This is a genomic window from Streptomyces sp. NPDC014870, from assembly GCF_043081505.1.
Classification (GTDB): domain Bacteria; phylum Actinomycetota; class Actinomycetes; order Streptomycetales; family Streptomycetaceae; genus Streptomyces.
In genome coordinates, this window is record NZ_JBIBWQ010000001.1 from 520,146 (window position 1) to 534,889 (window position 14,744).

General features: G+C 72.9%; 15 protein-coding genes. 10 read left to right on the forward strand and 5 right to left on the reverse strand.

All coding sequences use genetic code 11. The features are described from left to right. Window positions 1–62: 62 nt before the first annotated feature. The gene (locus tag ACF09C_RS02215; protein WP_392087649.1) at window positions 63–2,375 is read right to left on the reverse strand and encodes an FdhF/YdeP family oxidoreductase; all 2,313 of its coding nucleotides are present in this window, start codon (window positions 2,373–2,375) and stop codon (window positions 63–65) included. Beyond that, window positions 2,372–2,842 (reverse strand): SRPBCC family protein, encoded by a 471-nt coding sequence (locus ACF09C_RS02220; RefSeq protein WP_392087651.1) that lies wholly within the window; start codon window positions 2,840–2,842, stop codon window positions 2,372–2,374. The genes ACF09C_RS02215 and ACF09C_RS02220 overlap by 4 nt, the downstream gene beginning before the upstream one ends. A gap of 212 nt (window positions 2,843–3,054) precedes the next feature. On the opposite strand from ACF09C_RS02220, the gene ACF09C_RS02225 reads away from it, so the two are divergent. After that, a complete protein-coding gene (locus ACF09C_RS02225) occupies window positions 3,055–4,149 on the forward strand; it encodes a chemotaxis protein (protein ID WP_392087653.1) in 1,095 nt (364 codons plus the stop codon). Between the two features lie 141 nt (window positions 4,150–4,290). On the opposite strand, the gene ACF09C_RS02230 is transcribed toward ACF09C_RS02225, so the two are convergent. Continuing rightward, a complete protein-coding gene (locus ACF09C_RS02230; RefSeq protein WP_362417320.1) occupies window positions 4,291–4,782 on the reverse strand; it encodes a DUF1269 domain-containing protein in 492 nt (163 codons plus the stop codon). 160 nt (window positions 4,783–4,942) lie between these two features. Between ACF09C_RS02230 and glsA the strand changes: the two genes are divergently transcribed. Beyond that, a complete protein-coding gene (gene glsA, locus ACF09C_RS02235; RefSeq protein ID WP_392087655.1) occupies window positions 4,943–6,070 on the forward strand; it encodes a glutaminase A in 1,128 nt (375 codons plus the stop codon). A gap of 6 nt (window positions 6,071–6,076) precedes the next feature. Here the strand turns inward: glsA and ACF09C_RS02240 are convergent, their stop codons facing one another. Beyond that, complete coding sequence (locus tag ACF09C_RS02240; RefSeq protein WP_392087658.1) at window positions 6,077–6,814, reverse strand: DUF6215 domain-containing protein; 738 nt, start codon at window positions 6,812–6,814, stop codon at window positions 6,077–6,079. 211 nt (window positions 6,815–7,025) lie between these two features. Between ACF09C_RS02240 and ACF09C_RS02245 the strand changes: the two genes are divergently transcribed. Further along, complete coding sequence (locus tag ACF09C_RS02245; RefSeq protein WP_392087660.1) at window positions 7,026–7,499, forward strand: VOC family protein; 474 nt, start codon at window positions 7,026–7,028, stop codon at window positions 7,497–7,499. A 10-nt stretch (window positions 7,500–7,509) separates the two neighbouring features. Here the strand turns inward: ACF09C_RS02245 and ACF09C_RS02250 are convergent, their stop codons facing one another. Next, window positions 7,510–7,899: a winged helix-turn-helix transcriptional regulator gene (locus tag ACF09C_RS02250; RefSeq protein WP_392087663.1), complete on the reverse strand. Its 390-nt coding sequence runs from the start codon at window positions 7,897–7,899 to the stop codon at window positions 7,510–7,512. Between the two features lie 96 nt (window positions 7,900–7,995). Here ACF09C_RS02250 and ACF09C_RS02255 point away from each other — a divergent pair, with 96 nt between their 5' ends. The 7 genes from ACF09C_RS02255 to ACF09C_RS02285 all read left to right on the forward strand — a co-directional run bounded on the left by ACF09C_RS02255 (window position 7,996) and on the right by ACF09C_RS02285 (window position 14,714). Continuing rightward, entirely contained in the window at window positions 7,996–8,403 is a 408-nt protein-coding gene (locus ACF09C_RS02255) for a RidA family protein (protein WP_392087665.1), read from the forward strand. Window positions 8,404–8,619: 216 nt separating this feature from the next. Further along, window positions 8,620–9,354, forward strand: a complete 735-nt coding sequence (locus ACF09C_RS02260) for a DUF2470 domain-containing protein (protein ID WP_392087667.1) — start codon at window positions 8,620–8,622, stop codon at window positions 9,352–9,354. 151 nt (window positions 9,355–9,505) lie between these two features. Continuing rightward, complete coding sequence (locus ACF09C_RS02265; protein WP_392087670.1) at window positions 9,506–10,174, forward strand: isochorismatase family protein; 669 nt, start codon at window positions 9,506–9,508, stop codon at window positions 10,172–10,174. A 77-nt stretch (window positions 10,175–10,251) separates the two neighbouring features. After that, on the forward strand, window positions 10,252–11,289 hold the full coding sequence (gene argC, locus ACF09C_RS02270) for an N-acetyl-gamma-glutamyl-phosphate reductase (protein WP_392087673.1): 1,038 nt from the start codon (window positions 10,252–10,254) through the stop codon (window positions 11,287–11,289). An 88-nt stretch (window positions 11,290–11,377) separates the two neighbouring features. Then, window positions 11,378–12,529 carry a bifunctional glutamate N-acetyltransferase/amino-acid acetyltransferase ArgJ gene (gene argJ, locus ACF09C_RS02275; RefSeq protein ID WP_392087675.1) on the forward strand — a complete coding sequence of 384 codons (1,152 nt, stop codon included), beginning with the start codon at window positions 11,378–11,380 and terminating at the stop codon, window positions 12,527–12,529. Window positions 12,530–12,672: 143 nt separating this feature from the next. After that, window positions 12,673–13,527: an acetylglutamate kinase gene (argB, locus tag ACF09C_RS02280; protein ID WP_392088664.1), complete on the forward strand. Its 855-nt coding sequence runs from the start codon at window positions 12,673–12,675 to the stop codon at window positions 13,525–13,527. A 53-nt stretch (window positions 13,528–13,580) separates the two neighbouring features. Beyond that, window positions 13,581–14,714, forward strand: coding sequence for an acetylornithine transaminase (locus ACF09C_RS02285; protein WP_392088666.1), 1,134 nt, complete (start codon window positions 13,581–13,583; stop codon window positions 14,712–14,714). Window positions 14,715–14,744: the final 30 nt, after the last annotated feature.

Consider the following 14,744-nt stretch of genomic DNA (forward strand, 5'->3'; position numbering starts at 1 on the left):
GGACAGGGCGTGGTGGGACAAGGGCGTGGTGGCGGCGGTCGCGGCCCGGCGGGGCCGCGCGGTCAGGCGGCCGGGTCGATGGTCACCCGGACATGCTTCATGATCGGCTGGTCGCTCTGGGTGCTGTAGTCGCCGAGCGCGCACAGGACGTTCATCTCGGGCATGTATCCGGCCGCGCAGCCGCGCGGGATGTCGTACGGGATCGCGAGATAGCCGGGCAGACGGCGGGTACTGCCGTCCCTGGCCGTGCTGGTGATGTCGACGGGGTCGAACTTCGCGATCCCTCGTTCACGCATGTCGTCCTCGTTCATGAAGACCAGCGTGCGCAGGTTCTTGATCCCTCGGTAGCGGTCGTTGTCGGAGTAGATCGTGGTGTTCCACTGGTCGTGGGAGCGCATCGTGCCCAGGGCGAGGGTGCCGGGGGCCGGGACGACGTCGGGGAGTTCGGCGGTGGAGAACTCCGCGCGCCCGGACGGGGTGAGGAAGACGAGTTCGCGCGCGGGCTGCTTGATGCGGAAGCCGAGCGGCAGCCGTACGCGGCGGTTGAAGTCCTCGAAGCCGTCGAGCGCGCGGGCCATCGTGTCGCGGATGCGGTCGTAGTCCTCGATGTACCACTCCCACGGCGTCTCGCTGTCCGGGAGGGCCGCGCGGGCCATGCCCGCGACGATCGCGGGCTCGGAGAGCAGGTGCGGGGAGGCCGGGCGCTTCATGCCCGCGGACAGGTGCACCATGCTCATCGAGTCCTCGACGGAGGTGCTCTGCGGGCCCGTGCGCTGGTGATCCTTCTCGGTGCGGCCGAGGCAGGGCAGGATCAGCGCCTGCCGGCCGTGGACGACATGGCTGCGGTTCAGCTTGGTGCTCACCTGGACGGTGAGTTCGCAGGCGCGCAACGCCTCGTACGTGACGGGGGTGTCGGGCGCCGCGAGGGCGAAGTTGCCGCCCATGCCGACGAAGACCTTCACCTCGCCGCGGAGCATCGCCTCGATGGTGCGGACCGTGTCGAGGCCGTGCTCGCGCGGCGGTTCGATCCCGCAGACCTCCGCGAGCCGGTCGAGGAACTCCGTGCCGGGCCGGTGGTCGATCCCGCAGGTGCGGTTGCCCTGGACGTTGCTGTGGCCGCGCACCGGGGAGGGTCCGGCGCCCTCGCGGCCCAGATTGCCGCGCAGGAGCAGGAGGTTGACGATCTCCCGTACGGTGTCGACGCCGTGTTCGTGCTGGGTGACGCCGAGGCACCAGCTGACGATGGAGCGGTCCGCCTCGCGGTAGACGCGGGCCGCCTCGAGGATGTCGGCGCGGCCGATCCCCGACTGGTGCTCCAGGTCCTCCCAGGACGTGGCCTCGCACAGGGCGCGGTACTCCTCGAACCCGGCGGTGTGACGTTCGATAAACTCCCGGTCCAGCGCCTTGGGGTCGGCGGAGGACTGCTCCAGGATCGCCTTGGCCATGCCTCGTACGAGCGCCATGTCGCCGCCGATGCGCGGCTGGAGGTTGAGCGTGCTCGTCCGGGTCGCGTGGAAGGTGGCCATGTCCTTGAAGTCGTGCGGAATGATCGTGCGGGTGGCGGCCGCCTCCACGAGCGGGTTGATGTGCACGACCTGGGCGCCCCGGTGGTACGCCTCCGCGAGGGCGGTCAGCATCCGGGGCGCGTTGGAGGCGGCGTTGACGCCGAGGATGAACAGGGCGTCGGTCGTCTCCCAGTCCTTGAGGTCGACGGTCCCCTTTCCGGTGCCCAGGGACGCCGTGAGGGCCCGGCCGCTGGCCTCGTGGCACATGTTGGAGCAGTCGGGCAGGTTGTTCGTGCCCAGTTCCCTGGCCATGAGCTGGTAGAGGAAGGTGGCCTCGTTCCCGAGCCGGCCGGAGGTGTAGTACGCGGCCCGGTGCGGGGAGTCCAGTGCGCGCAGGGTGCGTCCGACGAGCTCGAAGGCGTCCTTCCAGCTGATCGGCGTGTAGAGGTCCGTGTCGGGGTCGTAGACCATCGGTTCGGTCAGCCGGCCCTGGTTCTCCAGCTCGTAGTCGCTCCAGCCGGCCAGCTCGGTCACCGAGTGGGCGGCGAAGAACGCGCGGTCGACCCGCTTGCGGGTCATCTCCCAGGTGACGTGCTTGATGCCGTTCTCGCAGATGTCCAGGTGCAGGCCCTTGGTGTCGTCGGGCCAGGCGCAGCCGGGGCAGTCGAACCCGGTGTTCTCGTGGTTCATCCGCATGATCGCCCGCGGCCCGTCCACGAGCGCGCCCTCGCGCATCATGAACCGGGTCACGCTGTTGGCGGCGCCCCAGCCGGCGGCCGGGTGGTGATAGGGCGCGTACTCCGGCTCCGCGGTGGGCTCCGGGCCCACCCTCGCCTCGGTCCGTTCCCGCTCCTCCGGGTTGGCGCTCATGCTTCCGCCCTTTCGCCGGCCCGGCTCGCGACGGTGTGTTCCCGTACCGCGATTCGGGCCAGCTTCGTCAGCATCATGCCGTTGCGTACGGCCATGACGTAGTCCACCGGGAGGCCGTGCATCCGGGTGCCGGGCCCTCGGAGGGGGTGCCAGTCGAGGGTGAAGAGGGTGTTCTCGCCCCAGGCCTTCAGGTTCATGGCGATCCGGGCCGCGCCGAAGGGATCGGCCTTCGCCTCCAGTTCCAGCCGGCGCTCCGGTTCGCAGACGCGGACGACGCAGGTGTCGTCGAGGGTCAGCGGGCCGGCGCCGACGCGGACCTTCAGCCGGGCACCCACGGCCGGCCAGTGCGGGTCCGCCGAGAGGATCTCCTGCGTGCCCGTCACCCACTCTCCGTAGCGGTGGCCGTCGGAGAGCAGACGCCAGACCTCGGGCGGTGAGCTGAGGATCAGACGGCGGTTCCGGGCCACGCCGTTCACGCTCCTTCCGGAGGGGTCGGGCCCAGCCTCGTGCCGTACGGCCGCCCCCGCGGTCCGGCAGGACCGAACGGATGGCGGACCCACGCGGCGGGGTCGCGACGCGCCTTCTCGCGAACTCGGACATATCGTTCCTCAAGGATCAACCAAGCTTCTCCCGCGCGCGACCGCCGCACTCCCGCGATCGACCCGAAAGGCCGGTTCTCATGCACCCCGCGCTCAGCACCGAACTGCTCGCCAAGCTGCGTCAGCCCCGCCCGTATCCGGCCGTGTCGCTGCTCATGCCGACACACCGCAGGGAGCCCGACAACACTCAGGACCCCGTGCGGCTCCGCAACCTCGTGGCCCGGGCCGGGGAGGCCCTGGAGCAGGACCCCGCGGTGACCCGCGAGCGGCGGCTGGACGTGCTGAGCCAGCTGGAGCTGGCCCTCGGCGAGGTCGACCTCGCCCACGCCGAGGACGGCCTCGTGGTCTACGCGGCCCCCGGCGAGCACCACGTCTGGTCCGTGGCCCGCGCGGTGCCCGAGCGGGTCGTCCTCGGCGACACCTTCCTCACCCGCAACCTGGTGGCAGCCCAGGCCGCCGAGCAGCCCTTCTGGGCGCTGGCGGTGGCGGCCGACCGGGTCTCCCTCTGGGACGGCGAGGCCGAGCGGGTCACCGAGAGCGCGGAGGGCGGGTTTCCGCTGACGCGGAGCCTGGAGGACCCGGACGCCGAGCGCAAGGAGCAGATCGGCGACCTGCCGAGCACCTTCAGGGACGAGCAGACCCGCCAGTTCCTGCGGGAGGCGCACGAGGCGATGCGCGTCGTGCTGAGCTCGTCCCCCCGGCCGCTGTACCTGGTCGGGGACGCTCCCGCGCTCTCCCTCCTGGAGGAGCTGGGCGCACTGGGCAAGGACGTCACGGCTGTCCCGGCCGGTGGTCTCGCCGCAGGGCCGGCGGCAGAGGTCTGGCGGACGCTCCAGCCCCTGCGGGCGGCGCGCGAGGCGGCCGACACGGCTGCCGTCGTCTCCGAGCTGGACGCCGCGCAGGGCCGGCGCGAGTTCGCGGGCGGCCTCGACGAGGTCTGGGAGGCCGTGAAGGAGGGCCGGGTCCGGCTCCTCGCCGTCGAGGAGCACTACCGGGCGGTCGTGCGCGACTACGGCGACCACCTCGAACCCGCGGAGCCGGCCGACCTCGACGCGCGCGACGACATCGTGGACGAGGTCGTCGAGCAGGCCCTGGGCACCGGGGCCGGTGTGCGCTTCGTCCCCGACGACACCCTGCCCGACGCACGACGCATCGCGGCGGTCCTGCGGTACTGACGCGGGGCGGGGGCGGTAAGGGGTCGGGGCGATACGGAGTCGGGGCGATTCGGGTCCGGGCGATACGGAGTCGGGGCGGTACGGAGAGTCTCCGTACCGCCCCGGACTCGTACCGCCTGTCGCCGGCGTCAGGGACCGGGGCTACTCCGCGCCGGCGAGCTGCTCGCCGAGCGCCTTCTCGTCGGCCTCGCTCAGGGAGGTCTTCAGAAGGGTGCCGCCGAAGGGCTGCATGGCGGCGGCGAACTTGTCCTCGGTGACCTTCGAGGCCATGATCACCACGGCCGCGGAGCCGGGCTTGAGGAGCGAGTCGACCTTCTCCCGGAAGTCCTTGTCGATGCCCATCTGACTCAGCTTGCCGATGACGCCTCCCACCGCCGCTCCGACGACGCCCATCGCCGGGGTGAGGATGACGAGACCGAAGACCATGCCCCACAAGGCGCCGGCCGTGGCCGAGACAGCCACCTTCTCGCTCTTGGCGGGGGTGTCGACATGGGTCTCCCCGTCCTCGTCGACCGAGACGACCGCGAGCCCGTTGAGGTCGACCACATGGCCCTTCTGGAGTTCCTGCACCGCCTTGAAGGCCTTCTTCGCCACGGCCGTGTCGTCGTATCCGATCACGATGAGCTCGGACATGCTCTGTCTCCTTTGCCGTCACAGCGTTCATTTCGCACGATATGCCCGCATCTGGAGGTGGGCATCAGCGGCGCGGAGGGGCGGGACGCTCCCGCTCCCGCTTCACCTGCCTGGTCCCACGAGCGTGCGCGGGCCGGGGCGCGCGGGGAGAGTGGCGTCCATGCGCACCAGCGAGCCGGGGGACGGGCCGGTCGACCCGCAGGGCCCGCCCGGCCAGGCCGTGCCGCCCGAGCTGGAGCGGGGTGACACCGAGTTCGGCGACGAGCTGGGGCGGGGGGCGATCTCGACCGGCTCGCTGCCCGAGGCGAGCGCGGTGGACGCGCTGCTGCGCGAGACGCACGCCCGCTACCTCCCCTCGGACGAGGGCCGCATCGCCGACTACGTACCGGCGCTCGCGGCGGCGGACCGCTCCTGGTTCGCCCTGAGCCTCGCGGACACCCGGGGACGGGTGCACGCCGTCGGCTGCGCCGACCGGTCCTTCTCCATCCAGTCGATCTCCAAGGTCTTCGTCTTCGCGCTCGTCTGCGAGCGGCTCGGCCATCGCGCCGCCTGGGAGGCCGTCGGGGTGAACAACACGGGCCTGCCCTACGACTCGGTCATGGCGCTCGAGCTGAACGGCGGCTCCCCGATGAATCCGATGTGCAACGCCGGGGCGCTGGTGACCACCGGCCTGGTGCCCGGGGACGGCGCGGCGGACAAGTGGACGTTCGTCCAGGACGGCCTGTCGGCGTTCGCCGGACGGCGCCTCGAACTCGACGTGGCCGTCTACGAGTCCGAGGCGGCGACGAACCAGCGCAACCGCGGCATCGCCCGGCTCCTGGAGAGCTACGGCCGGCTGCCCTTCGATCCGCTGGAGAGCACGGACGTCTACACCCGGCAGTGCGCCCTGACGGTGACCACCCGGGACCTCGCGGTCATGGGCGCCACGCTGGCCGACGGCGGGATGAACCCGCTCACGGGCGTCCAGGTCGTGCGGCCGGGGACCTGCCGCCGGGTGCTCGCCGCCATGGCCGCGTCGGGGCTGTACGAACGGTCGGGCGACTGGCTGTACGACATCGGGCTGCCCGGCAAGAGCGGGGTGTCCGGCGGCATCGTCGCGGTGGCGCCGGGGAAGTGCGCCCTGGCCTCCTTCTCCCCGCCTCTCGACACGGCGGGCAACAGCGTGCGCGGACAGCGGGCGGCGCGCCGGCTGTCCCGGACGCTCGGCCTCAACCTGTTCGCCTCCGCGCCCGTGGGCCGAGCGCCGCGCGCGGCCCGTGCGTCCGCGTCGGACCCGAAGGCGCGGTGACGGCGGCTACCAGCCCGGGATCGTCGGCAGCACCTGCTCCGCCACGCGGAGCAGGACCGCGTCGTCCGGCGCGGTCCCGTCCTCGCGCCAGATCGCGAGTTCGAAGGAGCCGCCGCTGTCCCTGGCGTCCTTGGCCACGGACAGGACGCGGGCCGGGGCACCGGTCCCGGTGTACGCGTCGCTGCCGTCGAGGCGGAAGCTGACGGCGACGGTGGCCTCGGAGTACACGACCGCCGGGCGGCCGAGGACGGTCCGCGCCCGCGCGCCGTCCCAGAGCAGCCCGGCCTCGGAGCCCTTCACCGGGAGCCTGTCGTAGGTGGCCGCCAGGGAGACTGTGTACGTCTCGAACTCGACCTGGGACATGGGAGTGGAGAGGTCCGCGAGGCTGCCGCCGGCCAGCTTGAGCGAGCCGTCGCTGCCGCTCGCGGATGTCGCCGTCTCCTCGGGGGTGCCGAGGAGACGGGCGAGGTCGGGGCGGTTGAGCGCGAGGCACAGCTGCTGCCCGGTCAGACGGCGTTCGGCGGCCGCGTCCGCCGTTTTCGACGGACCCACGACCGGCGGCGTGTCGTCGGCGCCGTCCGAGCACGCGGCGGGCCGTCGCTCGCCGGCCCCGGTACCGGAGGTCCCGGTCACCTCGCCGAGCGCCCAGAGTCCCGCGCCGAGCGCGGGTACGAGCAACAGCCCGGCGATGACCTGCCCCCACACGCCCGCGCCCTTCGGCAGCCCGTCGATGTCGTCGGCCATGTCCCCCGACCCCCCACTTTCAAGATCCCCCTGCGTGACGGGGCACCGTAACCCGTGATCACCCCACGGACAAGGTCGGGCCGCCGCCCTTCGGGGTATCCGGGCGGGCGCCTGCCGCGCGGCGGGGGCGGGCAGCCCGCCCGTACGGGATATCAGTGGTCGCAGAAGGCGGTCGGCGGCGATCGCCCCGTTCCCGGAAGGCCGAAGCCCAGTGAGCGTCAAGCCCGTTCCCGAGGGATACCCGAACCTCACGCCGTACCTCAGTGTCGACGGCGCCGCGGCCGCGATCGACTTCTACGTGACCGTGCTCGGCGCGACCGAGCGGATGCGGATGCCGGCGCCCGGCGGCACCATCGGCCATGCCGAGTTGGAGGTGGGCGACTCGCTCCTCATGCTCGCGGACGAGCACCCGGACATCGACTTCCGGTCGCCGAAGGCACTGGGCGGCACGCCCCTCACCCTGCACCTGTACGTGGAGGACGTCGACGCGGTCTTCGCGAAGGCCCTCGCGCACGGTGCCAGGGAACTGAAGCCGGTCACGAACGAGTTCTACGGCGACCGCATCGGCCAGTTCGAGGACCCCTTCGGTCACCGCTGGAGCGTCGCCACGCATGTGGAGGACGTCTCGGAGGAGGAGATGGCCAAGGGCGCCGAGCAGGCCATGGGCTCCTCGGACGCCGCCTGAGCCACGCGCGTCAGGCGGGCGGGGCCCCGAAGGCGGCCCTGCTGGCCTCGATGGCGGGGAGGTACGTACGGGTCCAGCCGCACAGGCCCTCGATGGTGACCCGGAGGGCGAGGCCCGGCTCGGTGAGGGCGTACTCGACGCGTGGCGGGACCGTGGGGTGCACGGTGCGCTCGACCAGGCCGTTGCGCTCCAGCATGCGCAGGTTCTGCGTGAGCATCTTGTGGCTGATGCCCTCGACGCCGTCCCGCAGCGCGCTGAAACGGACGGTGTCCTCCCCCAGGCACTCGATGATCAGGAGCGCCCACTTGTTGGCGACGTCGGAGAAGATCTCCCGCCCGAGCGAGTCCGCGCGCGTCACGTCCGCGTCCTCCGGCAGGCCGCTGAGCTGCTTGGTCACCATCGGGTTCCCCAGTCACTGAAAAGTGCGTTCTTCCATGTCGGAGACCACTCTCCTACGGTGCCTGAGTAACCACAAGAGAGCACGAGAGGCACCCTCATGGCCATCACCCTCACCAACCCGGCCGGACTTCCCGAGATCCCCGTCTACCACCAGGTGTCGGTCGCGAGCGGCTCGAAGCTGGTGTTCGTCGCCGGGCAGGTCGCGTGGGGCTCCGACGGAGTCACCGTCGGCGAGGACGACCTCGCGGCCCAGGTCGAGCGCTGTTACGTCAACATCGCCACCGCCCTGGCCGGGGCCGGCGCCTCGTTCCGGGACGTGGCGAAGCTGACCGTGTACGTCGTGGACTGGACCCCCGACAAGATGCCGCTGCTCCTCGACGGGGTCGCGCGGGCCTCCGCCGCGCTGGGCATCACGACAACTCCGCCCGCCACGATGATCGGCGTCGCGGCCCTCGACGTACCCGAGCACCTGGTCGAGGTGGAGGCGACGGCGGTCGTCGACTGACGCGCGGCAGACGACACAGGGGGACGCGACAGACGGGAACGCAACAGGCGGGGAGGCGACAGGCGGGGAGGCGAACACCGGGACGCGACACGCGGGGATGCGGCACACGGGGGGCGACACGCGGCGGGGCTGGACACGACCCCCCGACTGACTTAGGTTAGCCTTACCTAAGCCGCATCGGGCGTTCCGATGCCCGCCGCCCCGCGAGGAGTTGCCTTGAGCGCCGTCACCGACACCGCCCCGTCCGAGCAGGCCGCGGCGGAGCGCGTCCGTTCCGTGCTGGCACAGGCGGTCTCGCTCTCCCTCACCACCGACGGGCAGTGCTACGACCTCATCGGCATGCACACCGTGGGGCCCGCCGGGCGGATCACCCTCACCGCACAGGCCGACAGCCCGCTGACCGCCCAGGTCGCCATGGCTCCCCACGGCAGTCTGGCCGTCCTCCTCGAGTTCACCGACATCGCGCCGACGCCGCTGCGGGACCGGGTCCGGGCTCGGGTGACGATCTCGGGCTGGCTGACCCCCGCCGACCCGGCGGGCAGCGAGCGGGAAGAGGGAGGACTCCGGCTCGACCTCGCGCGCGTCACACTGCGCACCGCCGCCGGGGCGCACGAGGTGAGCCTGGACGCCTACACCCTCGCGCGCCCCGACGCGCTCGCCGTCGAGGAGGCCGCCATGCTCACGCATCTCGCCGACGCCCACGCGGACATGGTGGCCGACCTCGTCGTCCTCACCGGATCGCGCCTGCCGTACGGCGTGGTCCGCGCCCTGCCCCTGGCCGTGGACCGGTACGGCATCACCCTGCGGTGCGAGTACCGCGAGGGCCACTGCGATCTGCGCATCCCCTTCCCCGTCGAGGCCCGGGACGCGGCCGAGGCCGGCGAGCAGGTCCGGCGGATCCTGACGACGCCCTCCTGCTCCCACCACCGCCACCCTTCGCCGCGCACCTGACCTCCGCCCGGCCCCGACAGGGCCAACTCCTCGCTCCCGATGCGGGGTTGGCACTGCCGGGACCGGTACCACTTAGGTTAGGCTAAGCTAAATCACACGTCAGGGTGGTCGGCGCGGACCCGTGCCCACCGCCCGGGGGGAGGAACCACCCATGGGCCTGCCGACCGTCGGCCCCTACCCCCTGCCCGACCGAGCCGCCCTCCCCCGGTCCTGCGTCTCCTGGTCCATCGACCCCGCGCGCGCCGCGCTCCTGGTCCTGGACATGCAGAACCACTTCGTGGAGACGTTCCCGGCCGGGGAGAGCCCGGTCGTCGAGCTCGTCGACAACATCGCGGCCCTGCGCGAACTCGCCGCGACCCTCGGGATGCCCGTCGTCTTCAGCGCCGAGCCGGCCGCGCAACGGCCCGGCCAGCGCGGTCTCGTCGCCGACGTCTGGGGCCCCGGCATAGGGGACGAGCCCGACGCCGCGGCGATCGTCGCGCCGCTCACCCCGCGAACCGGCGAGCACCTGCTCGCCAATGTGCGCCACAACGCCTTCCTCCGCAGCCATCTCGGACGGCTGCTGCGCGACGAGGGCCGCGACCAGCTGATCATCTGCGGGGTCTACGCCCACCTCGGCGTCCTGCTCACGGCGGCCGACGCGTTCATGAACGACATCCAGCCCTTCGTCGTCGCGGACGCCGTGGCGGACTTCTCCCCCGAGGAACACGCGATGGCGCTGCGCTGGGCCGCCCGCAGCGGTGTGGTGTGCACGACCGAATCCTTGTTGCGCGACCTCCTTCTCAGCAGGGCGCAACCTGCCGTTCGCCGGGACGCGTGACCGAGTCCCCCTGACGGCGACCTGCGGCGCCGATCCTGTGACCGCAGCCCCCACACGGACAGGGAGAAACGAAGAAGATGACCGTACGGGTCGCGGTGGCCGGTGCCAGCGGCTACGCGGGCGGGGAACTCCTGCGCCTGCTGGATTCGCATCCCGGCGTGGAGCTCGGCGCGCTCACCGCGCACAGCAGCGCGGGCCGCCCGCTCGGGTCCGTGCAGCCGCAGCTGCCCGGGCTCGCGGACCGGGTCCTGAGGGAGACCTCGGCGGAGACCCTGCGCGGCCACGACGTGGTCTTCCTCGCCCTGCCGCACGGGCAGTCGGCGGCGCTCGCGCACGAGCTGGACCTCGACACGGTGGTCGTGGACTGCGGGGCGGACTTCCGGCTCCGCGACCCGGCGGCCTGGGAGCGGTTCTACGGCTCCGGGCACGCCGGGACCTGGCCGTACGGGCTTCCCGAACTCCCCGGCACCCGGGAGGAGTTGAAGAGCGCCCCGCGGATCGCGGTGCCGGGCTGCTATCCGACGGCGGTCACGCTCGCGCTCTTCCCCGCGTTCGCAGCGCGGCTGGTCGAGCCGGAGGCGGTGGTCGTCGCGGCCAGCGGGACCTCGGGGGCCGGCCGGGCGCTCAAGCCGCACCTGCTCGGCGCCGAGGTGATGGGCGCCATGACACCGTACGGCGTGGGCGGCGGCCACCGGCACACCCCCGAACTGACGCAGAACCTCTCCCTGGTGGCGGGCGAACACGTGACGGTCTCCTTCACGCCGACCCTGGCCCCCATGTCCCGGGGCATCCTCGCCACCTGCTCGGCCCGGCTGCGCCCGGAGGCGGCCGCCGGCGGCGAGGCCGCGGTGCGGTCCGTGTACGAGGCCGCCTACGGCGACGAGCCGTTCGTCCAGCTCCTGCCGCCCGGACGGTGGCCGTCGACCGCCGCCGTCCTGGGCTCCAACACCGCCCAGGTGCAGCTCGCCGTCGACCCGGAAGCCGGCCGGCTGATCTGCGTGAGCGCCATCGACAACCTGGTGAAGGGCACCGCGGGCGGCGCGGTGCAGTGCATGAACCTCGCCGTCGGCCTGCCGGAGGCCGAGGGCCTGCCGACGAACGGAGTGGCTCCGTGAGCGCCCCGCGCCCGGCCACCGGTCGGCAGCCGACGACGACGCCCGCACCACCGACCCCGGTGGGCGCAGAAGCCAAGGAGAACGCAGAGTGAGTGTGACCGCTGCCCGTGGATTCCTCGCCAGCGGTGTCGCCGCCGGCATCAAGGAGTCCGGCGACCGTGACCTCGCGCTGGTGGTGAACCGAGGCCCGTCCCGCGCGGCCGCGGGCGTCTTCACCTCCAACCGCGTGCAGGCCGCGCCCGTACGGTGGACCCGCCGCGCCCTCGCCGACGGCCGGCTCGCGGCCGTCGTCCTGAACTCCGGTGGCGCCAACGCCTGTACGGGACAGGCCGGCGCGGTCGACGCGCTGCTCATGGCCGAGCGCACGGCGCGGGCCCTGGACACCGACCCGCACGAGGTCGCGGTGTGCTCCACCGGTCTCATCGGCGTGATGCTGCCGATGGACCGGGTCACGGCCGGGATCGACTCCGCCGCGGAGCGGCTGGCCGAGGACGGCGGGGAGGACGCGGCCCGCGCCATCAAGACGACGGACTCGGTGCACAAGACGGCCGCGGTCACCCGCGACGGCTGGACGGTCGGCGGTATGGCCAAGGGCGCGGGCATGCTCGCGCCCGGACTCGCCACCATGCTGGTGGTCCTCACCACCGACGCGGACGTCGACGCCGGCGCGCTCGACGCGGCGCTCCGGCGTGCGGTGCGCACCACCTTCGACCGGGTGGACTCCGACGGCTGCATGTCCACCAACGACACCGTCCTGCTGCTCGCCTCGGGCGCCTCCGGGATCGTCCCCGACCCCGCGGCGTTCGACGAGGCCGTGCACGCGGTCTGCCTGGACCTGGCCGGTCAGCTGGTCGCCGACGCCGAGGGCGCGTCCAAGGAGATCACGGTGACGGTCGTCGGCGCGTTCTCCGAGGAGGACGCCGTCGAGGTGGGCCGCTCCATCGCCCGGAACAACCTGCTCAAGTGCGCGCTGCACGGCGAGGACCCGAACTGGGGCCGCGTGCTGTCCGCGATCGGTACGACGGCGGCGGTCTTCGATCCCGACAGCCTGGACGTGGCGATCAACGGCGTCTGGGTCTGCCGGAACGGCGCGGCGGGCGAGCCCAGGGAGAAGGTCGACCTCTCGGGGCGCCGGATCACCCTCACGGTGGACCTGCGCGCGGGTGAGTCCTCCGCGGTGATCTGGACCAACGACCTGACCGCCGAGTACGTCCACGAGAACAGCGCGTACAGCTCATGAGCGGGCAGGGCACGGTGACCGGCCCGACCGCCGGAGCGACCGAGGGTCCGACCGCCGGCGCGGCTTCCGGCCCGGGTTCCGGGTCGACGGCCGGGCCGACCGCTGGGTCGACCGCCGAGCTGACCGCCGCCGATCTGCCGTGGCTGGAGGAGCTCCAGGGCCGCACGGTCGTCGTCAAGTTCGGCGGCAACGCGATGGTCGACCCCGCGCTGCACCGGACGTTCGCCCAGGACGTCGTGGAGCTGTGGCACGCGGGGCTTCGGCCGGTCGTCGTGCACGGCGGCGGACCGCAGATCAGCGCGATGCTCGACCGCCTGGATCTGGAGGTCCGCTTCGAGGCGGGTCTGCGGGTCACGACGCCCGAGACGATGGACGTGGTCCGCATGGTGCTCACCGGCCAGGTCCAGCGCGACCTGGTCGGCGCGCTCAACGCCCACGGCCCGTTCGCAGTGGGCATGTCGGGCGAGGACGCGCACACCATGACGGCCGTGCGGCGCCCCGCGTGGGTGGACGGTCGGCCGGTGGACATCGGTCTGGTCGGCGACGTGGTGTCCGTGTCGCCGGGGACCGTACGGACCCTGCTCGACCAGGGCCGTATCCCCGTGGTGTCGCCCGTGGCCCGGGGCGAGGACGGGGAGGTCTACAACGTCAACGCCGACCTCGCCGCCTCGGCGCTCGCCGTCGCGCTCGGCGCGGAACGGCTGGTGGTGCTCACCGACGTGGAAGGGCTCTACGCGGACTGGCCGCACAGCACCGAGGTGATCGACCGGCTCACGGCTGCCGAACTGGACACGCTGCTGCCGGGGCTCGCGAGCGGCATGCTCCCGAAGATGGAGGGCTGTCTGCGCGCGGTACGCGGAGGTGTGCGGCGCGCTCACGTCCTGGACGGCCGGGTGCCGCACGCCCTGCTGCGGGGCGTGTTCGCCGAGAAGGGGCCGGGCACGACCGTCGTCCCGGACGAGGAGCCCGGCGACGGGACGAAGGAGGACCGCACGTGACCCCGGAGGCCGACAACGGCGCCGCGCCGCTGACGCGCCGCTGGAGCGCGGTGATGATGGACACGTACGGCACTCCCCCGCTGGCGCTGGTCAGGGGCGAGGGCAGCACGGTCTGGGACGAGTCGGGTCGTGCGTACACGGACTTCACCGGGGGGATCGCGGTGAACACCCTCGGCCATGCCCACCCCGCCGTGGTGTCGGCGGTCCGGGAGCAGATCGGCCGACTGGGCCATGTCTCGAACCTCTTCGTGGCCGGGCCGCCCGTCGAGCTGGCCGAGCGGCTGCTCGCTCTGTTCGGGCGGGAGCGGGGCCGGGTGTTCTTCGCGAACTCCGGTGCGGAGGCGGTCGAGGCCGCCTTCAAGATCGCCCGCAGGACGGGGCGGCCGCACCTGGTCGCGGCGCGCGGCGGCTTCCACGGGCGCACGCTCGGGGCGCTCGCGCTCACCGGCCAGCCGGCGAAGCGCGAGCCCTTCCTGCCGCTGCCGGGCGAGGTCACGCACGTGCCGTACGGGGATGTCGAGGCGCTGCGCGCGGCCGTGACCGAGGAGACGGCGGCGGTGGTCCTGGAACCGATCCAGGGCGAGGCGGGCGTCGTTCCGGCGCCGGAGGGCTATCTGCGGGCCGCCCGCGAACTCACCCGGGCCACGGGGAGCCTGCTCGTCCTCGACGAGGTGCAGACCGGGATCGGCCGTACCGGCCACTGGTTCGCGCACCAGGCCGTCCGCGGCGTGGATCCGGACGTGGTCACGCTCGCCAAGGGCCTGGGCGGCGGGCTGCCCATCGGCGCCACGGTCGCCTTCGGCGCGGCGGCCGAGCTGTTGGGGCCCGGGGCGCACGGTTCCACGTTCGGCGGCAACCCCGTCGCGTGCGCGGCCGGTCTCGCCGTCCTGGAGACCATCGAGGCGGAGGGGCTCCTCGCCCGGGTGATCCGGGTGGGTGAGCGCCTGCGCGGGGGCATCGAGGGGTCGGGGCACCCCCGGGTCGCGGAGGTGCGTGGCGCCGGTCTGCTCCTGGGGCTCGTCCTCACGGAGCCGGTCGCCCCCGCCGTCCAACAGGCGGCGCAGCAGGCCGGCTTCCTCGTGAACGCGGCCGGCCCAGCCACCGTACGCCTGGCCCCGGCCCTGACGGTGACGGACGATCAGGTCGACCTCCTGGTGAAGGCCCTCCCGGAGATCCTCTCCGTCTGACCCGCCCCGTCCGGCGCGACGAAAGGGCGG